We start from the raw sequence: 21906 nt of genomic DNA, 5'->3' as shown, positions 1-21906 counted from the left end.
GGCTACCCGCCGTTCGCGGTGGTTCCGTCCTCCGCGGTGGTCTCGTCCTCGTCGGTCTCGGTCTCGCCGTCGGCGGTCGTGGTCTCCCGCCCGGCTTCGAGGATGGCGGTCGGCGGCTCGCCGGGGAAGTACTCGGCGTATATCTCCTCGTAGGCTCCGCTCTCGATGACTTCCCCGAGCGCCTCGTTGACCTGCTCGCGGAACTCGTCGTCGTCCTGCCGGAACGCGATGCCGTAGCGCTCGACCGTGAGCGTGAGATACGGCGGGGCCTCCTCGAACTCCTCGGCGGCCTCGCCCTCCCCTTCGAGCATCACGACGTTCTCGCGGTCCTCGACGTACTGGAGGTTGACCGCGTTGTCGTTGATGACCCCGACGGCCTGGGCGTTGCGCAGGGCGCTGAACGCCCCCGGAATCTGGTCGTAGCTGTCGATGGTGAGGTCGCCGTCGAACTCCTCCTGTAGCTCCTGGGCGGCGGCCTCGCCGGTCGTGCCCTTCTGGACCGCGACGGTCTGGCCCCGGAGGTCCTCCAAGCTCTCGATGTCGCTACCCTCCAGCACCGCGACGGTCTGGAACGCGACGAAGTACGGGTCCGAGAAGTCGACCTGCTCGGCGCGCTCCTCGTTGATGGTCATCGCCGACATGATGACCCGGAAGTTGCCGTTGTTCAGGCTCGGGATGATGGTGTCGAACCCGGTCTGGACGAACTCGTACTCCCGGTCCAGTTGGTCGACGAAGATGGCCTCGGCCATGTCGACGTCGAAGCCGACCAGTTCGCCCTCCTCGGTCCGGTACTCGAACGGATTGTACGGGATGTCCGAACCGACCCGGATGACTTCTTCGTCGTCCTGTCCGGCGGCCACGCCCCCCAGCGCGAACCCGCCGACGATTCCCGCACTCCCCGTGACGAACGTCCGCCTGTCGATGTCCATGTGTTTCTCCCCCGATATTCCATCTACCCGATACCATATAACCGTTGGCGCGAAAGTTCCAGAATCGGACGGGAGAGACGCTAAAATGAGGGTCAGTCGTCGGTCGGATACCCGGCGGTCGCGTCGGCCGCCCGACTCTCAGGCGCTCGCGCGGTCTCGTAGGACCACAGCGTGGTCGCCACGAGCGCGCCGAAGATTATCAGCGCGGCGGCGTGGTGGGCGACCTGCACCACCGGCGTGTAGACGAAGACGGTCGCGCCGCCCAGCACGACCTGAACCGGCGTGACCGCGAGCGCGAGGGTGGCTGCGCCCCGAATCCGCCGCTGGGAGTGGTACTTCCACGCGCCGACCGCGGTGCCGAGGATGAAGAACCCGGTCACCATCGCGACGAGGCGGTGGAACCACTCGACGAAGCTCGGGAACGACTGCGGAATCAGGCCGCCGTCGCAGAACGGCCACTGGGCCGAACACGACAGCCCCGCGCCCACCGCGGCGGTGTAGACCCCGAGCAGGATGAGCACGAAGGTGAGGCCAGTGGTGACGGCGGCGAGGTGGCGAAACCGGACCATCAGCGCGACCCTCCCCTCGACGAGACTCGTATCGTGTGTGTTTGCACGGTTTGAACTCCCCGTATCGGGGTTTTCGGCCGGTCGTACTTAGACCTGTCCGACTGCGATTGCGAGGTGGTGGATACGCGACCCGTGGTGGTGTGGTTCGGTCGTGCGGTTGCTGTCGGAACCGAGAAGCTAGCTACTCTCGGTACCGATGAGACCGCGACCGCACCGCATCGCGACCGCACTGCACCGCACTGCACCCGCATCGCGACCGCACTGCACCCGTATCGCGACCGCACTGCACCCGCATCGCGACCGCACTGCACCCGCACCGCGCCCCGTGCCTCCCCGCGTGCGCTTGCGGCCTCGTCGAGGCCGCAAGCGCGGCGCGTCCCGTGGTCTGGCGCACGTCACGACACTCGTGGTTCGCGGCAGGTCGCGAAATTCGCGGTCGGGTCCGGACCGCGAAGATTCGCCGAAGTCGCCTCATTCAAGGCGGTCGCTCCCCACCCGCCACGTATGACCAAGCAGGACCGCCTCGACGCCCTGCTCGCCGAGCGCGACCTCGGGTCCGTCTGGTTCGCGCGCCCGAACTCCTTCGCGTGGCTGACCGGCGCGAGCAACGTCGTGGACCGCGAGACCGACGTGGGGGTCGCCGCGGTGGGCTACGACGGCGAGGCGCTGGAGGTCGTGACGAACAACGTCGAGGCCGACCGCCTTCGCGAGGAGGAACTCGACGACGTGCGCGCGCACGTCGTCGAGTTCCCGTGGCACGAGAAGTCGCTCGCGGAGGCGGTCGCCGAGCGCGCGCCCGGCCCCGCGGGGGCCGACTTCGACGCACCGGGGCTGGCGTCGGTGGACGCCTCGCCGTTGCGCCACCCACTCACGCCGGAGGACATCGAGGCCTACCGCGACCTCGGCGGGGAGACCGCCGAGGCGGTCGAGGCGGTCTGCCGGGAGCTCCGGCCCGGCGACACCGAGTCGGAGGTCGCCTCCGCCCTCCGGGTCGCGCTCTCGGCGCGGGGTATCGAGGCCCCGGTCGCGCTCGTGGGCGGCGCGGAGCGCGCCCGGAAGTACCGACACTACACGCCGACCGACGCCGAACTCGGCGGGTACGCGCTGGTGTCGGTCACGGCCGAGCGCGGCGGTCTCCACGCCAGCGCGACCCGGACGGTCGCGTTCGAGTCCGAACTGTCCGACGAGGCGCTGGCGGAACTCCGCGAACGTCACCGCGCGGCCCGCACGGTCGAGGTGGCCGCGCTCGCCGCGACCCGCGAGGCCGCAGGACGGGGCGGGACCGCGGGCGAGGTGTTCGCCGCGGTCCGGAACGCCTACGACCGGGTCGGCCACCCCGACGAGTGGCGACTCCACCATCAGGGCGGGGCGGCCGGGTACGCCGGGCGCGAGTGGGTGGCGACACCCGACTCGGCGGCCCCCGTGACCGCGCCGATGGCCTACGCGTGGAACCCGACCGTGCAGGGTGCCAAGAGCGAGGACACCGTGCTGGTGGCCGAGGAGGAGTTCGGGGTGCTGACCGACACCGGCCGGTGGCCGACGACGGCCGTCGAGTCCGAGGACGGCGGCGTCGAACTGGAGTGTCCGGACGTGCTGGTGAACTCGGCGTAGTCGACGGCGCGGCGTCGACGCCGCTGTGACGGCGACGTGGGCGCGGCGGGATTTCGACGGCCGTCGAACCACGGTTCGACGGCTTCGCATAGTTTTTTAGGGGCGGGTGCGATTTGTCGCGCCATGGGACTAGACGAGGACTCACTCGATTATCACCGCTCGGACCCGCCGGGCAAGATAGAGATCTCGACGACCAAGCCGACCAACACCCAGCGCGACCTCAGCCTCGCCTACTCGCCGGGCGTGGCCGAACCGTGCCGGAAGATTGCGGAGAACCCCGACGACGCCTACCAGTACACCGCGAAGGGCAACCTCGTGGGAGTCGTCTCGAACGGGTCGGCGGTGCTGGGCCTGGGCGACATCGGCGCGCAGGCGTCCAAGCCGGTGATGGAGGGCAAGGGCGTGCTGTTCAAGCGGTTCGCCGACATCGACGTGTTCGACATCGAACTCGATCAGGCCGACCCCGGCGACATCGTCCGCAGCGTCAAGGCGATGGAACCCACCTTCGGGGGCGTCAATCTCGAGGACATCAAGGCCCCCGAGTGCTTCGAGATAGAGGAGCGACTCCGCGAGGAGATGGACATCCCCGTCTTCCACGACGACCAGCACGGCACCGCCATCATCTCTGGTGCCGCGCTGTTGAACGCCACCGAGATCAACGGCAAGGACCTCGAAGACCTCAAAATCGTCTTCTCGGGCGCGGGGGCCTCGGCCATCGCGACCGCGCGGTTCTACGTCTCGCTCGGCGCGCGCAAGGAGAACATCCTGATGTGTGACTCCTCGGGCATCATCACCGAGGAGCGGGCCGAGCGCGGCGACGTCAACGAGTACAAGGCGCAGTTCGCCCGCGACGTGCCGGAGGGCGACCTCGAAGACGCCATGGAGGGGGCCGACGTGTTCGTCGGCCTGTCGGTCGCGGGCATCGTCTCCCAGGAGATGGTGCGGTCGATGGCCGACGACCCCGTCATCTTCGCGATGGCGAACCCCGACCCCGAGATCGGCTACGAGGAGGCCAAGGCGGCCCGCGAGGACACCGTCATCATGGCGACCGGGCGCTCGGACTACCCCAACATGGTCAACAACGTCCTCGGATTCCCGTTCATCTTCCGGGGCGCGCTCGACGTGCGCGCGACCGAAATCAACGAGGACATGAAGATCGCGGCCGCCGAGGCGCTGGCCGACCTCGCCAAGCAGGACGTGCCCGACGCCGTGGTGAAGGCCTACGGCGACCAGCCCCTCCAGTTCGGACCCGACTACATCATCCCCAAGCCGCTGGACCCGCGGGTCCTCTTCGAGGTCGCGCCCGCGGTCGCCGACGCCGCGATGGAGTCGGGGGTCGCCCGTAGCGAACTCGACACCGAGGCGTACGTCGAGACGCTGGAGGCCCGTCTGGGCAAGTCCCGCGAGATGATGCGGGTCGTGCTCAACAAGGCCAAGTCCGACCCCAAGCGGGTCGCGCTGGCGGAGGGCGACGACGAGAAGATGGTCCGGGCGGCCTACCAGATGGCAGAAGAGGGCATCGCCAACCCCGTCCTCATCGGCGACCGCGAGGAGATCGAGGCCACCGCCGACGACCTCGGCCTCGACTTCGACCCCGAGGTCGCCGACCCGACCAGCGGCGACCACGAGGCGTACGCCGACCGCCTCTACGAGCTCCGGCGACGCAAGGGCATCACCCGTAGCGAGGCCGAGGACTTGGTCGAGAAGGACGGCAACTACTTCGGGAGCGTGATGGTCGAGCAGGGCGACGCCGACGCGATGCTCACCGGCCTGAGCCACCACTACCCCTCGGCGCTCCGGCCGCCCCTGCAGGTCGTCGGCACGGCCGAGGACGCAGACTACGCCGCGGGCGTCTACCTCCTGACGTTCAAGAACCGGGTCATCTTCTGTGCCGACACCACGGTCAATCAGGACCCCGACGAGGAGGTGCTCGCGGAGATCACCAAACACACGGCGGAACTCGCCCGCCGGTTCAACGTCGAACCCCGCGCGGCGATGCTGTCGTACTCGAACTTCGGGAGCGTCGACAACGAGGGCACCCGCAAGCCTCGGCAGGCCGCCGAGATACTCCGGGAGGACCCGACCGCCGACTTCCCCGTCGACGGCGAGATGCAGGCCGACACCGCGGTGGTCGAGGAGATTCTGAACGGGACCTACGAGTTCTCCGACCTCGACGACCCCGCGAACGTCCTCGTGTTCCCCAACCTCGAAGCCGGGAACATCGGCTACAAGCTCCTCCAGCGCCTCGGCGGCGCGGAGGCCATCGGCCCGATGCTGGTCGGGATGGACAAACCGGTCCACGTCATCCAGCGCGGCGACGAGGTCAAGGACATCGTGAATCTGGCGGGCGTCGCGGTCGTGGACGCCCAGCAGAACGAGTAGTCGCCGGGAGCGAACAATCACCTCTCTGCGAGCGAACCATTAACTAACAGTCGGCGCGCGGGGCGCGACCCTCGTGGTCGCGCCTATCGCGCGAGGGACGACTGAGCGACCGGAGGGAGCGAAAGAGGAGGTTGGGGAGGCGTGAGGTCTGCGGTCGCGGTGGCGGTTTTGCCTCTGTTTCGGACGTGGTCAGCTACTCGTGCCGAAAAGAACGGCTCTCGGTCGTCCTCAACCGATGATAAAAGCCCACTCACATCCCCAAACCGAATCCGCCGACCCCCGAATTCGCTCAATCGCGTCGGAGGCCGACAGCCACCAGCAGTGCCACTGCGCCGAGGACTGTGACGAACCCGAAGCCGGGAACACCACCGGACGATTGCTCGTCGCTATCACCGTCGTCTTGGCCCGCTGATTCGCCGTCAGTCTCCTCGTCCGATGCTTGAACGTCGAAACTGACCGACTCGCTGGTGTCTCCGTAGACGACGTTCAAATTCTGCGTTCCGGCATCCGCAAGCGCCACTTCGGCTTGCCCGTCCGCACCGACACCGTAGGTCGCACTGCCGTACTCGATGTCCACCTCACTCGGGTCAACGTCGTCGCTCTGGACTGAAAGTTGCGCCTTGCCGCCAGTGACGAAGTTCTGCTGGTCTCCCGCCGGTGTGACTTCCACGTTGATAGTTACGTCGCCACCGGACTCCTCGTTTGATTCGGCTTCTTCGAGTTCGGACTCCAGTTCTGCGATTCGGTCCTGACGCTCCGAGAGCTGCGATTCGAGTTCGGTTATCGTTTCGTTCTGCTCTTCAACCTCGGACTCCAGCGACTCGGCGCGAGTCTGGAGTTCGTCGGAGGCCGGGGTGAACTCCGGCGCAGTCGGACTGTTTTTGTCCAGCGCGAATCGCCATTGGTACGGAACAGTTGCGTCAGACGGGGCGTCTTCGTGCATCTTGAAGCAGACGGCCCCGGACTCCTCGGCCCAGAGCTCGCCCGTCCCTTCGACTCCGGGGTCTGGTTCGAGGTACGTGTCCCCACGGTACGTTCTAGAGTCGGTACTGGTGATGTTCTTTCTCGTCACCTCGATGCCGTACACAGCAACTTCTGGGTCGACTGAGCCCTCTGCGTAGCGGACGTTGAAATGCAGATAGTCGCCCCGGTCGACTTGCACCCGAAACGTATCGACATCTTCCGGCGTATCGATGGCCCCTTCGTATTCGCCCGTGGCGTCGAGGAGGGGTGCTTCGTCGCACGGCGATGGATACTCATCGTCCGCCGCGACAGAGTGGGGGACGACGGCTGTGCTACTGATTACTATAAGTAGCATCAGGACGACGGTTCGCTTCATAATATCCAATCAAACGACACTCTTTGATAAAATCTGTGTTCTAACTCCCTACATATTTATACATGTTAATACATATAGGGGTTCTAGATGCTAGCATTCCGTAGCGACACCTGCTCGGGGATTGTAGTTCGAGCAAACGAGCAAACTGAGACGCAACTACTCACCAATCCTAACGAATCGAAAAGACAGAGACGTACCCCCTACCCGAAGTCAACCGACGAGGCTGCCCCGAGACATACCCGGACGCCCGGTGACCCCGCGAGCGTCACCGTCTCACCGTCGTACTTCACGACACCGGCCTCGGCCAACCTCGGCAGGTGCATCCGGAGGAGTTCTGTCCGGGTCTTCTCGACCTCGTCTGCGGTGAGTAGCGCGCGACTCTTCTCGCGGACCGACGCGGCGAGCAGTTCCGCGAGGTCCTCGACCCGCATCGGGCCGTCGCTCCGGGCGAGATAGTGGCAGGCACAGCGTCGTCGGTAGTCCGCGAGGGCGCGAAACACCGCGTCGAGCGCCTCGCTCTCGCCGGTGACTGACAGTACATCCTGCTCGGAGACGTGCGACGGAGAGACGTTCGCCTCCCCCTGCTGGTCGTGTCTCATGGTTCGTGTGGAGGTTGCGGAGCGCCGCGGTGGGACCCCGACCGCCGTGCGGTCGGGGTCCCGCCGGGCGTCGTTGCGTCCCGCAAGGCAACACGCTGAGGAAGATAAACGTACTGCCCGTCCCGGCCGCAGGTTTAAGTCAGCGCGGGCCGAACCGGGAGATATGGCCGTTCACGGCCGTCCCTCTCAACTCCGGGCCCTGTTCGACGAATCGCCCACGCCGCACATCGCCCATCCGCCGCGAACGCACCACCGCGATTTCTACGTCGCGACCGACGGCTCCTACAGCCTCGACAGCGACGACGGCGGACTCGGTGCCATCATCGAGACCCGAGACGGCGAGCGGGTCGCGCGGATCGCGGTCCCCGACTCGACGGTCGCCGACAACAACGCCGCCGAGTACCGGGCGCTCCACCTCGGACTCGACGTGCTGGCCGCGCGCGCGCCGCGGGACGCCCGCGTCGGCGTCGTGGTGGACCACGACGACCTCGCCGCGAACGTCAACAGCGCGTCGCTGGCGACTCGGCGTAGCGACCACGTCCCGCCCCGAAAGCTCCGGGTTCCGGACGCCAACGCGAACCACTGGCGGGGGATTCGAGCCCGCATCTGCGGGTTCGACGAGGTCCGGGCCGCGGTCGTCGAGAGCGACTCGAACCCCGCCCACGCGCTGGCGAACGCCCCCGGGGAGTACGCCCACGTCAACGCCGAGACCGACCGGTGTCTCCTGCCCGACAGCCCCGCGTCGAGCGAAGCCCAGATTCCGCCGCCCTCCCGGGCCGACCGGCGCGCGAGCGACTGAGCGGTGGCCGGAAGCCGAATCACCGAGTCCGCGTTCGCTCGCGACTCACTCGACCAGTCCGACGCACTCGACGTGTTCTCGGAGTTCCGCCTCGGTCTCGAACTCCTCGCCGCACGCCTCGCAGACGTAGCGCTCGCGTTCCCCCATGGGTCCGACGACGCGGTGAAGGGAGGTAAGTGATGCGCCCGGCCACCGGAAACCATACGGACCGGGACCCCCTCGTCTCGGACATGAACGCCCGCGACCTGATGACGACCGACGTGGAGACGGTCCATCCAGACGACGATATCGGCGACGTGCTGACTCGACTCGCGCGCGAGGACTTCAACGGCTTCCCGGTCGTGGACGACGACGAGCGAGTCGTCGGCATCGTCACCCAGCACGACCTCGTCCACATCTTCCAGCCCAGCGACCGGACGCTCTGGATTCCGGTCGGCTTCCCGCCGTTCCTCGAAACGCTGGAGTACGCCATCGACCTCTCGTGGGACGACCTCGACGGCCAACTCGACCTGCTGAAGCACGCGGGCAAGCCCGTCCGGACCATCATGACCGACGACCCGGTGACGGTCGCCCCCGACGACGACCTCGACCGCATCCTCGACCTGCTGGCCGACGACGACCGGGACATCAACCGACTGCCGGTGGTCGAGGACGGACGCCTCGTCGGCATCGTGGCGCGCGAGGACGTGCTTCGCGCGCTCCGCGACGAGCGTCGCGGAGCGCGCGGGGCCGAGTGACCCCGAGCGTGTAGGATCGAGCGACTGCTAACCACCACGCGGGGTCGAGCGACTGCTAACCACCACGCGCGACCGAGCGGCCTCCGGCGCGCCGGAGGCCGCTCGGCCCGCAACCGGCAAGTCGGACGCCCATCGAAACGTTGACCCCCGGCGGGCGTCGATTCTCGGCCGTGAGTAGATACCGGAACGTCGCGCTGTTCGTCGTCCTGGCCGCCGTCTGGGGGTCTGCGTTCATGGCCATCAAGGCCGGACTCGACTACTTCCCGCCCGTCCTGTTCGCCGCGATCCGCTACGACGTCGCTGGCGTGCTGATGCTGGGCTACGCGGTGTACGCGACCGAGCGGTGGCGGCCCCGAACTCGAAACGAGTGGCTACTGGTCGGGGTCGGCGGGACCCTCCTCATCGCGGCGTACCACGCCTTCCTGTTCGTCGGCGAACAGCACACCACGAGCGCCGCGGCCTCGGTCATCGTGAGCCTCAGTCCGGTGCTCACGACCGGGTTCGCGCGGCTGTTCCTGCCCAGCGAGCGCCTGACCGCCGCGGGCGTCGCGGGCCTGCTGCTGGGGCTGGTCGGGGTCGCGGTCCTGAGCCAGCCCGACCCGAACGACCTGCTGGCGGCCGACGTGGTCGGCAAGCTCTTGGTGTTCGCGGCGGCCGCGTCGTTCGCGCTCGGGAGCGTGCTGACCCGGCGCATCGACGCCGAGCTCCCCATCGAGACGATGGAGGCGTGGTCGATGCTCCTCGGCGCGGTCCTGATGCACGGTGTCAGCGCCGCGCGCCCGAGCGAGTCGCTCGCCGCGATTCGGTGGACCCCGGAGGCGTTCGCCGCGATGGCGTACCTCTCGATAGCCGCGAGCGCGGTCGGCTTCCTCATCTACTTCGACCTGCTCGACAGACTCGGCCCCATCGAGATCAACCTCGTCTCGTACGTCGCGCCGATGTTCGCGGCGCTGTCGGGGTGGTGGTTCCTCGGCGAGGTCATCGACCTCGCCACCGTCGTCGGGTTCCTGATAATCTTCGCGGGGTTCTGTCTGGTGAAGCGCCGCGCGCTCGCGCGAGAGCTCCCGCGACTTCGGGGTGCCGTGGTCGGGATGGTCCGGTCGGAGCGATAGCCGTCTTCCACCGACTGGGTGGGGCTCTCCTCAGTCGTCTCGGAGGTACAGCGGGACCAGCAACGCGAGGCCGAGCGCCGAGACCGCGGGGTGTGAGAGTGCCTCCGCGCCGAAGAAGTACAGCGCGCTGTTGAGCGCGACGACCGTCGCCGCGACGGCGTACAGCACCGGCGTCCGGGAGTCGCGGTCCGACGCTGCGAACTCCCCGCGGTTCTCCGGTGAGGTCATCGGCGTCTTGTGTTCGACGGGGGTGCAAAGCTCTTGGGGTTCGGGGCTCGCCGGTCGGCCGACCGCCCCGACTCGGCGGCCGAGGGGTTCCGGATGCGGAAGGGCGAGGAGTACGAGAGACGGGGGCGAAAGAGGGAGAGCAGAGAGGGGGACGACGAATCGGGGAGGGCCGAACGGATGGGGGTTGCTCACTCGCGCTTGTGGCCGTGCCCGGCCAGGAGGGCCGCGAGATTGAGCGCGAGCAGACCGACGAAGGTGAGCAGTTCAGCCTCCGACGAGATGCCGGTGACGAGCAGGGGGAGATAGAGGAACGGGAGCGCGACCGCCGACCAGAAGCCGACGATCTGGATGGGCTGGGTGAGCGCGTGCTCCCTGTAGGTGCGGGCGAGTGCGGCGAGCTTGCGGCGCCCTGCGGTCGCCTCTCCGGCGTCAGCAGGGGAACCGATGGCGGACTTGTTTTCGTTTTGGATGGAGGGTTCGGACATCGTGGCGGTCACCTCGACTTCGATTGCTCGTTACACCGCCGGGGTCATATAAGGGAGCGAGCGTTAGCGCGATTTCAAATCAGTTCACCGTGAACGGTCGGAGTGGAGACGTTTCAAAACGGCTTGAGAAACCGTTATAAAATTTAAAACCGGTTCTGAGCGTTTTTTCTGCGGTGTGAGGGATTTCATAAATCCCGCGATACGACTGGGTCTCGGACGGTAATCAGGCGTTTCCATCGCGGGTTCAGGGAGCGCGTATTCCAAACTGGAGACGTGGGACTAGGGACCATGGTTTCGAAAAATGCCCGGGGAGGGCTCCGAACCCTCGATCTCCGCATGTCCCAGGTTCGAGGCTCGGCAGTCCTCGTCGGACATGGGGAGGCTTCCAAGGCCTGAGCACCGAATCTCAGAACCCTATGAGTGCGGCGCTATGTCCAGCTAAGCCACCCGGGCTCGATTAGTCGTAAGCGGGAGGTACCCTTTAAAGTTCTCATCTTCGGTCGGTCCGTCACCGCGACGCACGGGGATTTTCGGCTCGGCCCGCTCGCACGAACGCCCCACTTCCGACCGGCCGACGCACCCGGCGGATTTAAGCCGGGCGGCTAATCATACCTGAGCATGAGCGTTCCCGGTATCGTACAGTCTCGGCTCGACGGCGAACAGGTCGCGGCCCACGTCCCGCTCGGCGGCGAGGACGCCCTCTACGTGACTCGGACCCGCACCCTCATCTACCGCGCCGACGGACTCCTCAGCGACGAGTCCGTCGAGGAGTACCCCCACGACGCCGAACGGATCGAGATATCGGAGGGACGGCGCAAGTCGGCCATCGAACTCGACTTCGGCATCGAGGGCGCAGAGAAGTTCAAGGTCCCCTCGAATCGCCTCTACGAGGCGCTCCATCCCGTGCTGGCGGGCGTGCTGAACGCCGCCGACGTGACCGGTGCCGACGAGACGGTCAAGCAGACCTACCAGTTCAGCGAGCTCACGCTGGTCATCACCAGCGAGCGCGTCGTCAAGCACGTCGGCGCGGCGGTCTGGGACGAGGACTACGAGGAGTTCCACTTCGACGACGTGACCGCCCTCGACGTGGAGGAGGGCAACGTCTCCTCCCAGATCATCATCGAGACCGAGGGCCGCCCCCAACGCATCAAGACCCCGAGCGACCAGACCCGCGAGGTCCGCGAGCGCATCGAGCGCGCGCTCCTGGCCCACCACGGGATGGGCTCCTACGAGGAGTTCGCCCGCGCACACGCCGACCCCGAGTCGCAGTCCGAGGCCGAAGCCGACCCCGAAGACGGCGACTCGACCGACGAGGAGACCGCCGACCCGCTGGCGGGCGGCGTCGACCCCATCGACGCCAATCCGCCGGAACTCGACGAGGACGGCGCGATAATCGACGACGACGCGAGCGTGACGACCGGCGAGCGCCCCGGCGACGCCGACGACGGCGCGTTCGGCGAGGCGAGCGACGCGGGAGAGACCGCCGACGCCGACGACCCAATCGACACTGACGACGGAACCCACGCGAGCGAACTCACCGAGACCGCCGAGGCTGGCATCGAGTCCGACCCGATAGCCGGGAGCGAGTCGGTCGGGGCGACGGGGTCCGGCGAGAGAGGGGAGACCGGCGGCTTCGCCGACTCGGGCTTCGAACCCGCGAGTTCGGAACTCGAAAGCGACGACACCGAGGCCCAGCTCGAAGCGCTGACCGAGGCCGTCCAGCGACAGAACGAACTGCTGGCCGAGCAACAGCGCACGCTCGAACAGTTGGTCGAGGAGCTCAGTCGCGGCCGGTGACCTTCCGGATGCACTCGGGGCCGAACGCCCCGTGTTCCCCGGCGTCGAGCTTCAGGAAGTAACCCGTCGAGATGCTCGCGCCACAGCGCCGACACGAGAACTCCCCCTCCTTGGTGACGATTTCGCTCTCGAAGCTGACGTAGCCGCCGCCCGTGGGCCTGACGATACCGTCCTCGCGGTCGATGACCCCTCGGAGTTCGGCCTCGTCGAGAATCTCGCGGGTGGTCGCCGGGTGGGTCGTGACCGTCTCGATGCGGTCGACCGCCTCCGCGACCGTGAGTTCGGGGTGTTCGAGCTTCGAGAGGAGTTCGACGCCGAGTTCCACCGGGTCGGCTTCGGCGTCCCGTTCCTCCGACTCGGCGCTCGAATCCTCCGCCTCCGCGTCGTCGGCCATCGACTCCGAATCGCTCGCGAGACGGATTAAAGCTTGCGCGAGAGGTGCGAGCGTGGGCGTCCCGTGGTCACAAATCGTGGGGCCGACTCCCGTGGACAGATTCACCGGCACGACTGGTGTGAGTCGGCCTCCCCGAGACCGACCCAAAAAGCAGTTACGCGGCGAGTCGAAACCCCACGCCGAGATGCCCCGCTACGTCCGCCGACAGGCCGCCAGCCTCGGGGTGCTCGCGGCCGTCGTGGCCGCGAGCGTCCTCGTCGGCCCCGACCCCCTCCTCGACACCGCCCGGCGCGTGGCCGACCGGCCCGCGCTGTTCGCTGGCCTGCTCGTCGGTGCGTACCTCGTGCGCCCGCTGTTCGCGTGGCCCACCTCGCTGGTCGCGGTCCTCGTCGGCTACGGCTTCGGTCCCGTCGTCGGCTTCCCGGTCGCGCTCGCGGGAACGACCGCGAGCGCGCTCGCCCCCTTCCTCCTCGCGCGGTACGTCGGCGAGGGGTCGGGCCTCGTGGCCCGCCTCGGCGCGTCGGGCGAGCGCTTCTTCTCGGCGACGGGTGACCTGCGCGGGATGGTGGTCTCCCGACTCCTGCCCGCGCCCTCGGACCCGGTCTCGGCGACCGCGGGTCTGTCGGGCGTCTCGACCGGCGCGTTCGTCGTCGGGACCGCGGTCGGCGAGATTCCGTGGACCGTGGCGGCGGTGCTCGCGGGGAGTTCGCTCGAACGCCTCTCGGTCGCGGGCGCGAGCGCGGTCGGCTGGGAACTCCTCACGGCGGGAGTCGCGGTGGCGCTCGCGCTCCTCGCTGGGCCCGCGTACCGCGCGGCGAGCGCCCGGTAGCGCGCGAGGGATTCGGAACGGAGTTCGAACGAACCGATTTACGTGCGGTCGACGTTGGGAGGGTATGGAGCTCAGGACGACCCTCCCGGTCGCGCTCGCATCGGGGGTCGCGGCGGTCGCGGGGTCGTACGCCGTCGCCGGGTTCACTCCCGCGTTCGTCGCAGCGCCGGTCGCCGACCTCGTGGTCGCGGCCACGCCCGACGCCGTACTCGCGTGGTCGATAGAGGCCCTCGGCGACCTCGGACAGCGACTCGGCTTCGCGCTGGCGCTGGCGCTCGCGGTCTGTCTGTTCGGGCTGGCGGCCGAACTCGGCGGCCGACTCGCGGCGGCGGGCGGCGCTCCGACGCCGCCCGCCGCCGCGCTGGGGTCGTTCGCGCTGGCGGTGGGACTGACCGGCGCGGTCGTCCCCGGACTCGCGGCGGGCGCGGCCACGGGGGTGGTCGCGGCCGCCGTCGCGGCCGACTTCCGGGGCGACACCGAACGGTCGGCGGTGCGGCGGCGCGTCCTGCGCGCGGTCGCGGCGTCGGCCGCCGTGAGTGGTGTCGGTGCGGTCCTCGGCGGCGGGCGAGACCCTGAGGGCGGGGCCAGCGGCGGCCCCGCCGAGGGCGACGACGAGGTCCCCCCGGCGGTCGCCGACCTGCTCGACGAGGCGGCGTCGAGGTCCCTCGACGTGGCGGGTCTCGAAGGGCTGGTCAGCGACGGATTCTATCAGGTGGACATCAACAGCGTCGACCCGACCGTCGAGGCCGACGAGTGGTCGCTGCGGGTGACCGGTGCGGTCGGCGAGCAACGAGAGTTCGACTACGCCGACCTGACCGACCGCGACGCCGAGCGGCGGTTCGTCACCCTCCGGTGTGTCGGGGACTCGCTCAACGGCAAGAAGATGGACACCGCGCTCTGGACCGGCGTTCCCGTGACGGACCTGATGGGCGATCTCCCCGAGGAGTGTTGCGTGATGGTCCGGGCGGCCGACGACTACTTCCAGGAGTTCCCGCTGGCGGCGCTCGAAGACGCCCTCCTCGCGTACGAGATGAACGGCCGACCGCTCCCCCGGGGCCACGGCTATCCCGTGCGCCTGCTCGTTCCGGGCCACTGGGGCGAGATAAACGTCAAGTGGGTCACCGGAATCGAGGTGCTGGACGAAGAGCGGAAGGGCTACTGGGAGAAGCGCGGGTGGCACGGCACCGGCCCGGTCGAGACGGTGGCGAAGCTCCACGCCGTGAACCGCCTCGACTCGGGGCGGGTGCAGGTCGGCGGCCACGCCTACGCGGGCACGCGCGGAATCAAGAACGTAGAGGTCTCGACCGACGGCGGCGAGTCGTGGGACGAAGCGACGCTCTCGGACCCCCCGCCGAGGGCCACCGACCGGCGAGACGCGTCGAACGACCGGTCGTGGTCCGGCCGAGACGTCTGGCGACAGTGGGAGTACACCTACGAACCCGGCGGCCCCCACGAGGTGGTCGTCCGAGCCACCGACGGCGAGGGGACGGTCCAACCCCGCGAGGAGAGCGAGGCGTTCCCGAGCGGGCCGACCGGCTGGGTGTCGAGGCGCGTCGAGGCGTGACAGTCAGTAGAAGGTGTCGGCGCAGTCCATGACGACCCCGTGGTTCGGGCAGACGTACTTGCAGTGGCGGTGGTACATCGGCTCCCCGCACATGGGACAGGGTCGGCCGCCCGTCTCGCTCATGGGAGAACGTGAGGCCGCGGGCGACATCACCCTTTCCCACGCAGTCCGGCCCGCGCCAGCAGGTAGCCCCCTCGCAGCCAGAGGACTCCGGCGACCAGCACGACGAAGACGTGGACCTCGGACACCCAGTAGGGAAGCGCGATTACGTCCCGAGCGCCCGCGAGCAGGAGCCACAGCACGGGAATCTTGCGGTCGAACAGACCGAGGTCGGTCTCCCTGTCGGTGCCGTAGGGTTCAAGGCCCTCGGTGTCGGCTGGCTGTTCGCCGTGCGGAACCTTGTCGGCTTCGTAGGGGAGCGACGGGACCTCGTAGCTCGCGACGACGCTCCCGTTCTCGGTGACCTCGACCACGCGGTTGTTCCGGCTGTCGGTCACCAGCGTGTTGCCGTTGGGCAGACGGTCGGCGTCGCGGGGCCAGTCGAACGCGATGCCCCCGACCTTGGCGACCTGCCACGCGACCTCCCACTCGCCCGACGATTCGTTGCGGTGGAGTTCGACCACGCGGTGGTTCTCGGAGTCGGCGACCACCACCGCGCCGTCACCGAGCCAGTGGGGGTTGTGCTGTTGATTCAGCACGTCCTCGTCGCCGTCCTCGTTGATGACCTCGACCACGCCCTCGCCGCGCTCGACGATTAGCAACTGGTTCTCGTTGCGGATCGAGACGAGGTAGCGGTCGTCGCCGATGTAGTCGACGTCGTTGAGGTGGAGCCAGTCCTCGCTCCGGGGGTCCTCGGGGGCCTCGTAGTGGTCGCTGGCGTTCCACGTCCAGTTTCGCTCGCCCGACTCGGGGTCGTAGGTGAAGATGCTCTCCCACTCCATGTCGGCCACGAGGACGTCGCCGTTGTCGAGCATCTCGGCGTCGTGGACCTCGCTGTCCTTGCGGGTCTTGACCGGATAGCTCCACTCGTCCTCGACGGTGGGTTCCGGTTCGGAGTCGATGATGCGGTAGCCGGTGCGCTTGCACGGCGGGTCGTAGGGGCCGCAGGCCTCGTAGCCGCCCGCGGCGAACGTCGCCAGCACCCGGCCGTCGTCGAGTCGCTGGACGTTCTGGTAGCTGATGATGTCGCCGATGCTCCACCGGACGTCGCCGTGGCCGTCGATGGCGGTCACGTTCCCGTTCGGGCCGGGTCCCTGCACGCCGACCAGATACGTCGTGTTGTCCGGGTCGGCCTCCTCGGTGACGCGGTCGGTGTCGGGTGCGAGCGCCCATCCCGCACCGAACGCCACCGCGACGAGCAACGCACCGGCGACCACGAGGAACAGACCGCGCCGGAGCGGGTGGCGAGCGCTCACCGTACCGACCCTCCGCTCGTCGCGTCGTCGCGCGCCCGCCCGCCGTCCCGTTTTCGCCCGTTCGAACGCATAATCGACAGGTGCGTATCCAACCACCGTAACTTCTCCGGCCGCGGGTCAACGGAAATAACGAATAGCCGGGGTTAAGCGGTCTTTGAACCGTTCAGCACTCGCTCCAGCCACACGACTCGCAGGTCTTGCAGCCCTCCGAGTAGTACAGCGACAGCGACCCGCAACTCGGACACTCCGGGCTCTCGCCCGAGTCGATGATGTCCTGCTGGTCGGCCTCGTGGCTGTCGGCCGCGCTGAGCTCGACGCCCTCGGGTTGCTGTTCGGGCTGGACCTCCTCTTCGACCTCGGTCAGGTTCTTCTGTTGGGGGTAGGCCTTCTCGACTTCGCCATCGAGGTACCGGCGCATCGCGGTGCCGATGGCGTCCGGGATGGAGTTTATCTGCTCGCCCTTGTCCCACGCGACCTTCGGGCTACGGATGCCCTGAAGCTCGTCTGCGATCTCCTCGGGGTCCACGCCCGAGCGGAGCGCGGTCGAGATGGTCTTGGCGAGCGACTCGGTGAACGACGCGGTGAAGCCGCCGGAGTTGCCGATGTTGGCGAACAGCTCGAACGGTCGGCCCCGGTCGTCCTCGTTGATGTTGACGTAGAGCTTGCCGTAGCCGGTGTCGATGCGCTGGGTGATGCCGTGGAGTACGTCGGGACGCGGGCGCTTCTCGGCGTAGGCTCCGGACGAGTCCTCGCCGTCTGCGGCTTCGAGGATGGACTCGACCTGCTGGTCGAGGTGGGCCTGCACCTCGTCGCTCTCGACGAAGCCCTCGATACCGCCGAACACCTCGCGAATCTGCTCGACGAGCGCCTCGGCGGCCTCGGACTCGTCGGCGAACTCCTTGTTGTCGGCGCGGGTCGTCAGAACCTGCTTCGAGCGGGTGCCGTCCCGATAGACGGTCACGCCCTTGCCGCCGTTCTCGTAGATGTACTCGAACACCTCGCGCATGTCCCCCTTGGACGCGTCGTTGGGGAAGTTGCAGGTCTTCGAGATCGCTGAGTCGACGCCCTCCTGACAGGCGCACTGGACCGCGGCGTGTTCCTTGCCGGTGAGGTCGCTGGTGACGACGAACAGCTCGCCGATGGCGTCCGGGACGGTTTCGAGCCCCTCGACGCCGTCGAACTCGTTTTCCGCCATCTGGTCCTGTGCCTCGCGCTTGACCTCCTCGACGTCGATGTCGTTGTCCTCCAGCACGCGGAGGAAGTAGTCGTCGAACTCCACGAGCATCTCGTCGCCCTGCACGTCGTCGGAGACGTTCTTGTAGTAGGCGACGTTGTAGATGGGTTCGCACCCGCCCGTGGTGTTGCCGACCATCGAGGTGGTGCCGGTCGGCGCGATGGTGGTCGTGTTGTGGTTGCGAATCGCGAACCCGTCGGCCCACTCCTCGGCGTCGAGGCCGGTCTGCTTCTCGAACCACTCGCGGTACTCGGTCGGGTCGGCGTACTTCGAGTTGTCCCACTCCGCGAACGACCCGCGCTCCTCGGCGAGCTCGTGGGAGGTCCACTTCGATTCGTGGTTGATGTACCGCATCAGCTGGCGCGCGATCTCGTTGGCCTCCTCGCTACCGTACTCGACACCGAGCTGGATGTACAGCTGGGCCAGCCCCATGACGCCCAGCCCGATCTTGCGCATCTCTCGGACCTTCCGCTCTATCTTCTCGACCGGAAAGTCCGACATCGTGACGACGTTCTCCAAGAACCGGGTGCCGTAGGAGATGCGGTGGTCGAACTCGTCCCACGCCATCGCCTCGGCGAGGAAGGCGTCGACCGCCTCCGAGAAGTCGTCGTACTCCTCGCCGTGCTCGTCGTACCAGACCCGCCAGTCGGGGGCGTCGGTGTCGGCCAGCGTCGAGAGATTGATGTGGCCGAGGTTGCAGGCCTCGTACTCCTCTAAGGGCTGCTCACCACAGTTGTGAACGACGAGGCCATTGGCGACGAACGAGTGAGTTTCGGGCTCGGTCAGGTCGTAGACCACTTCGTGACCGTCTCGTTCGACAGATTCGACCGTAGCCTCGAACCGTTCGCTGTACGGACCGCGGTCGTAGGAGTCGAGATGTTCGCGGAGTTGCTCGTTCTTGTAGTCGAGGAGGAAACCGATCTCCTCTTGGAAACGAACGAGATTGTCCTTCGCGATGACGAGGTCGTGGTCCGCTTGGCGGTCGTATTCCGTGGTGCCGCCATTGCCATCGGGCATCGCGTGCGTCCCTGCCTCGTGGCGCTCCTCGTAGACCTTGCTCGCGATTCGGAAGTTGAGCAGGAGTTGCTGAACCTCTTTGAGGAGGTCGGTGTCGACGCTGTGGAGTCGCACCGAGACGCCCTTCTCGACGTTCCCCTGTACGCTTCCGTCGGCAGTGAACAGCGCCTGAAGGAAGCCGCGGGCCATCTCCTCACTTCCCCGCATCACGCTGTCGGGGACCTGTAGCTTATCGTCGGTGAGCTCGGCCTGTTCGGCGAGTTCGTAGAGACGAGCAGAGCGAACCCGCTCTTCCTGCGCGTCGACACCACGATACTCGTCGGCGCGTTGGATCTGCTGGACTCCGACCTCGTAGTTCGCGTTCCCGGTCGGTTCACGAACGACTTCGTTGACGTGGCCAGCGAAGTCCTCCGAGATCTCGGTGTCCTCATCGTAGAAATTGAGGACGGCGCGCTCTTCACCGTGCTTGAGGTGGCCGTCGCCGACGAGCCAACCGAGCACTTTGCCTTCTTCGGCAGTCCCATGCTGGCCGAACTCGCCCTTCTGATTCACGATGTGGACCGTATCGCCCGCGTCGAGGTTCCGGGCTTCGACCCAGCCGTCGTCGGTCATCACGCGGTGGTCGGCAGTCAGACGGAGTTCGTAACCTTCCGCCGTAGTCAGTTTGTAAACGTCTTTTTCTCCGGTCTTGTAGACACTGCTCGCTTCCTTTACGGAGTCCTCGCTAAGTCGACCATCCACGACGATATCGGTTGCAACGCCCTTTTCGTACAGTTCCTCAGCCGGAACGAGACCGTTCTCGGTGCTGAGTAGCGTGTCACCGGTCACACACGGATTGGTCGCCAGAATCCGGTGGTCGGGATGCTCCTCGACGTCGAACGAGTGCTCCTTGTTGACGCGTTCGAGGTAGATGACGCCGGGTTCGCCGTTCTCGTGAGCACCGTCGACGATGCGGTCCCAGATGAGCTCCGCGGGAATCGACAGTTCCTCGCCGACTTCGACGTGCTCGCCGAGGCCGAACATCTCGTAGAGCTCCTTGGTGTGCTCGGTGGCGACGTGGGGCTCCTCGGTTCGGGGATTCGTGAACGTGAACTCCTCGCCGTTCTGGAGGGCCTCCATGAAGTCGTCGGTGACGCCCACCGAGATGTTGAAGTTCGAGAGGTGGCCCTCGGCGGCGTTCCGGAGGTGCTTGGGGACCCGGCCCTCGTCGTCGATGAGCTCGCGGGCCTCTTCGAGCGCCTCGCCGAAGGAGTTGTGGGTGTAGTCGTCGGGGTCGTTGAGTCGGAGGGTCTCCGCGAGGCTCACGTCCTTGTTCTTGGCGTGGATGAACTGGATGACGTCGGGGTGGGAGACGCGCATGACGCCCATCTGGGCACCGCGCCGGGCACCGCCCTGCGCGATGGTCTCGCACATCTGGTCGTACGTGCGCATGAAGGTGATGGGACCCGACGCGATGCCGCCCGTGCTCCCAACGGCGTCGCCGTAGGGGCGGAGTTGCCAGAAGGCGTAGCCCATGCCGCCGCCGGACTGGAAGACCTGCGCGGCCTCCTTGGCGGTCTGGTGGATGTCGTCGATGTCGTCGTCGGGCGAATCGACGAAGCAGGCCGACAGCTGTTGGAGTTCGTCGCCCGCGTTCATCAGCGTGGGCGAGTTCGGCATAAAGGAGAGGTCCTCCATCAGGTCCTGGAACTCCTCGCGGACGTCCTCGACGTGGCTGCGGACCTCCTCGGGAAGCTCGGGGACCACCGTCTCGTAGGCGAACTTGTTTACGTTGTAGACCGACAGCTCGGTCTCGGCGTCGTCGTCGGCGGTCGTGCCCGCGCCGAACACCTCCTCGGCGAGTTCGTCGCGTCGGGGGTGGTCGGGTTTGAGCTGGTCGGGCGTGACGGTGATCTCCTCGTCGCGCTTGTCGGCCTCGTAGACGGCCTCGGCCAGCGCGATGTTCTTCGCGACGCGCACGAACAGGTCCTCCTGCTCCTCGACGAGGTCGCCGTTCGCGTCCTTCCGGAGGTAGCGCGCCGGGAGGATGTTGTGGTAGGCGTTGGCGGTCAGTCGGTCCTCCAGCGTCTCACCTTCGGTGCGCTTGATGGGGAGGGTGAGCTCGTCGGCGGTGAGTTCGCCCGCACCGCTCATGCGCGGGTCACCTCGGGAGTCTGTCGGTCGATTTCGGGACCGTTGGTTCGAGTGTTGCGGTTCATTCGTGACGGAGATTGCATTCTGAAGCCACCGGTTTAACCTTTGCTGTCGCAGTTGGACTACTACAACTATGATTGTACTGTGATGCCTCTGTCCGGAAATGAAATCGGTCGCGAAGGTCCATCCGACCGACAGATCGGGACGGATTCGCGACTCTCGGTGTTCGTTCGTCCGTTAGGTCCGGAGGGTAATAAGAGTATGTAGACCGCAGTGGAAGTGGTCGGCGAACTGGGAGAGTACTTAAGTACGTTCGGCTTACCCCGTCGCAAGCTGGCGACTTCCTCGGCCCGCCCGATGGTCCGCTGGCCGATACGTTTAGGGTCCACGGCTCCCGTGTCTCCGATATGTTCCCTTCGCTGTTCGTCGGCCTGCTCGCGACGCCGCTCGGAAAATTGCTGGCCGGATTGGTCGTCCTCGCGGTCGTCGTCCTCGTGGGTCGAATCGTGTTGAGCGTCGCCTGGAAGCTACTCCTCGTCGCCATCGTGGTCGTTAGTGCGCTCTACACAGCGGGCGTCCTGCTGTAGAGCGACGCATCCCCTCGACGCGAGCTTTTAAATACGAAGCCGGGGCCAATCCGGACTGGACGTTTCGCGCGGAGGACGTATATCGTCCTCCCGCGGTTGCGGGCAGATAGCTGGTGAGTCAGCCAGCAGTGTCCCAAAGCGGTTTC

At 67.1% G+C, this 21906-nt stretch carries 19 protein-coding genes, 1 tRNA gene and 1 pseudogene; 9 read left to right on the top strand and 12 right to left on the bottom strand.

What is annotated here, in order from left to right; all coding sequences use genetic code 11:
- Positions 1 to 2: 2 nt before the first annotated feature.
- Positions 3 to 923 carry a basic amino acid ABC transporter substrate-binding protein gene (locus tag NGM10_RS13270; protein WP_368408672.1) on the bottom strand — a complete coding sequence of 307 codons (921 nt, stop codon included), beginning with the start codon at positions 921 to 923 and terminating at the stop codon, positions 3 to 5.
- 98 nt (positions 924 to 1021) lie between these two features.
- The gene (locus NGM10_RS13265; RefSeq protein ID WP_253479519.1) at positions 1022 to 1498 is read right to left on the bottom strand and encodes a COX15/CtaA family protein; all 477 of its coding nucleotides are present in this window, start codon (positions 1496 to 1498) and stop codon (positions 1022 to 1024) included.
- 504 nt (positions 1499 to 2002) lie between these two features.
- On the opposite strand from NGM10_RS13265, the gene NGM10_RS13260 reads away from it, so the two are divergent.
- Complete coding sequence (locus NGM10_RS13260; protein WP_253479517.1) at positions 2003 to 3109, top strand: M24 family metallopeptidase; 1107 nt, start codon at positions 2003 to 2005, stop codon at positions 3107 to 3109.
- A 123-nt stretch (positions 3110 to 3232) separates the two neighbouring features.
- Positions 3233 to 5491 (top strand): NADP-dependent malic enzyme, encoded by a 2259-nt coding sequence (locus NGM10_RS13255; RefSeq protein WP_253479515.1) that lies wholly within the window; start codon positions 3233 to 3235, stop codon positions 5489 to 5491.
- 289 nt (positions 5492 to 5780) lie between these two features.
- Here the strand turns inward: NGM10_RS13255 and NGM10_RS13250 are convergent, their stop codons facing one another.
- Both NGM10_RS13250 and NGM10_RS13245 read right to left on the bottom strand, forming a co-directional pair.
- Positions 5781 to 6830 (bottom strand): hypothetical protein, encoded by a 1050-nt coding sequence (locus tag NGM10_RS13250; protein WP_253479513.1) that lies wholly within the window; start codon positions 6828 to 6830, stop codon positions 5781 to 5783.
- Between the two features lie 200 nt (positions 6831 to 7030).
- Entirely contained in the window at positions 7031 to 7429 is a 399-nt protein-coding gene (locus NGM10_RS13245; protein ID WP_253479511.1) for a DUF7344 domain-containing protein, read from the bottom strand.
- Between the two features lie 163 nt (positions 7430 to 7592).
- Between NGM10_RS13245 and NGM10_RS13240 the strand changes: the two genes are divergently transcribed.
- The 3 genes from NGM10_RS13240 (at position 7593) to NGM10_RS13230 (ending at position 10077) form a co-directional block, all read left to right on the top strand.
- Positions 7593 to 8228, top strand: coding sequence for a reverse transcriptase-like protein (locus NGM10_RS13240; protein WP_253479509.1), 636 nt, complete (start codon positions 7593 to 7595; stop codon positions 8226 to 8228).
- A gap of 230 nt (positions 8229 to 8458) precedes the next feature.
- A complete protein-coding gene (locus tag NGM10_RS13235) occupies positions 8459 to 8965 on the top strand; it encodes a CBS domain-containing protein (protein ID WP_368408671.1) in 507 nt (168 codons plus the stop codon).
- 170 nt (positions 8966 to 9135) lie between these two features.
- The gene (locus tag NGM10_RS13230) at positions 9136 to 10077 is read left to right on the top strand and encodes a DMT family transporter (protein WP_253479506.1); all 942 of its coding nucleotides are present in this window, start codon (positions 9136 to 9138) and stop codon (positions 10075 to 10077) included.
- A 30-nt stretch (positions 10078 to 10107) separates the two neighbouring features.
- Here the strand turns inward: NGM10_RS13230 and NGM10_RS13225 are convergent, their stop codons facing one another.
- The 3 genes from NGM10_RS13225 to NGM10_RS13215 form a co-directional block, all read right to left on the bottom strand.
- Positions 10108 to 10305 (bottom strand): hypothetical protein, encoded by a 198-nt coding sequence (locus tag NGM10_RS13225; RefSeq protein ID WP_253479504.1) that lies wholly within the window; start codon positions 10303 to 10305, stop codon positions 10108 to 10110.
- A 188-nt stretch (positions 10306 to 10493) separates the two neighbouring features.
- A complete protein-coding gene (locus NGM10_RS13220) occupies positions 10494 to 10790 on the bottom strand; it encodes a DUF8028 family protein (protein ID WP_253479503.1) in 297 nt (98 codons plus the stop codon).
- Positions 10791 to 11092: 302 nt separating this feature from the next.
- A tRNA-Met gene (locus tag NGM10_RS13215) sits at positions 11093 to 11243 on the bottom strand.
- Between the two features lie 165 nt (positions 11244 to 11408).
- On the opposite strand from NGM10_RS13215, the gene NGM10_RS13210 reads away from it, so the two are divergent.
- Positions 11409 to 12587, top strand: coding sequence for a DUF7115 domain-containing protein (locus NGM10_RS13210; RefSeq protein ID WP_253479501.1), 1179 nt, complete (start codon positions 11409 to 11411; stop codon positions 12585 to 12587).
- Here NGM10_RS13210 and NGM10_RS13205 read toward each other — a convergent pair.
- Positions 12571 to 12981 (bottom strand): DUF5830 family protein, encoded by a 411-nt coding sequence (locus NGM10_RS13205; protein ID WP_253479499.1) that lies wholly within the window; start codon positions 12979 to 12981, stop codon positions 12571 to 12573. The two genes, NGM10_RS13210 and NGM10_RS13205, sit on opposite strands and share 17 nt — an antisense overlap.
- A 184-nt stretch (positions 12982 to 13165) precedes the next feature.
- Between NGM10_RS13205 and NGM10_RS13200 the strand changes: the two genes are divergently transcribed.
- Together NGM10_RS13200 and NGM10_RS13195 are read left to right on the top strand one after the other, a co-directional pair.
- The gene (locus NGM10_RS13200; RefSeq protein ID WP_253479498.1) at positions 13166 to 13810 is read left to right on the top strand and encodes a TVP38/TMEM64 family protein; all 645 of its coding nucleotides are present in this window, start codon (positions 13166 to 13168) and stop codon (positions 13808 to 13810) included.
- Between the two features lie 64 nt (positions 13811 to 13874).
- Positions 13875 to 15374 (top strand): molybdopterin-dependent oxidoreductase, encoded by a 1500-nt coding sequence (locus tag NGM10_RS13195; protein WP_253479496.1) that lies wholly within the window; start codon positions 13875 to 13877, stop codon positions 15372 to 15374.
- A gap of 3 nt (positions 15375 to 15377) precedes the next feature.
- Here NGM10_RS13195 and NGM10_RS18240 read toward each other — a convergent pair whose 3' ends face one another.
- From NGM10_RS18240 to NGM10_RS18365, 4 genes and pseudogenes are all read right to left on the bottom strand, one after another.
- The gene (locus NGM10_RS18240) at positions 15378 to 15497 is read right to left on the bottom strand and encodes an HVO_2523 family zinc finger protein (protein ID WP_303656276.1); all 120 of its coding nucleotides are present in this window, start codon (positions 15495 to 15497) and stop codon (positions 15378 to 15380) included.
- Between the two features lie 26 nt (positions 15498 to 15523).
- A complete protein-coding gene (locus NGM10_RS13190; RefSeq protein ID WP_253479494.1) occupies positions 15524 to 16789 on the bottom strand; it encodes an aryl-sulfate sulfotransferase in 1266 nt (421 codons plus the stop codon).
- A 163-nt stretch (positions 16790 to 16952) separates the two neighbouring features.
- On the bottom strand, positions 16953 to 20678 hold the full coding sequence (locus NGM10_RS13185; RefSeq protein ID WP_438267170.1) for a ribonucleotide reductase barrel domain-containing protein: 3726 nt from the start codon (positions 20676 to 20678) through the stop codon (positions 16953 to 16955).
- Between the two features lie 39 nt (positions 20679 to 20717).
- Positions 20718 to 21173: pseudogene (locus NGM10_RS18365) on the bottom strand (ribonucleotide reductase N-terminal alpha domain-containing protein); the annotation flags it as partial.
- Positions 21174 to 21580: 407 nt separating this feature from the next.
- Here NGM10_RS18365 and NGM10_RS13180 point away from each other — a divergent pair.
- On the top strand, positions 21581 to 21760 hold the full coding sequence (locus tag NGM10_RS13180; protein ID WP_253479490.1) for a DUF8029 family protein: 180 nt from the start codon (positions 21581 to 21583) through the stop codon (positions 21758 to 21760).
- The last annotated feature ends 146 nt before the right edge of the window (positions 21761 to 21906 follow it).

Origin of the sequence: Halorussus salilacus (assembly GCF_024138125.1) — an archaeon.
GTDB lineage: Archaea > Halobacteriota > Halobacteria > Halobacteriales > Haladaptataceae > Halorussus > Halorussus salilacus.
Note: the sequence above shows the minus strand (reverse complement) of the source record. Positions and strands in the feature narration are given on the sequence as shown.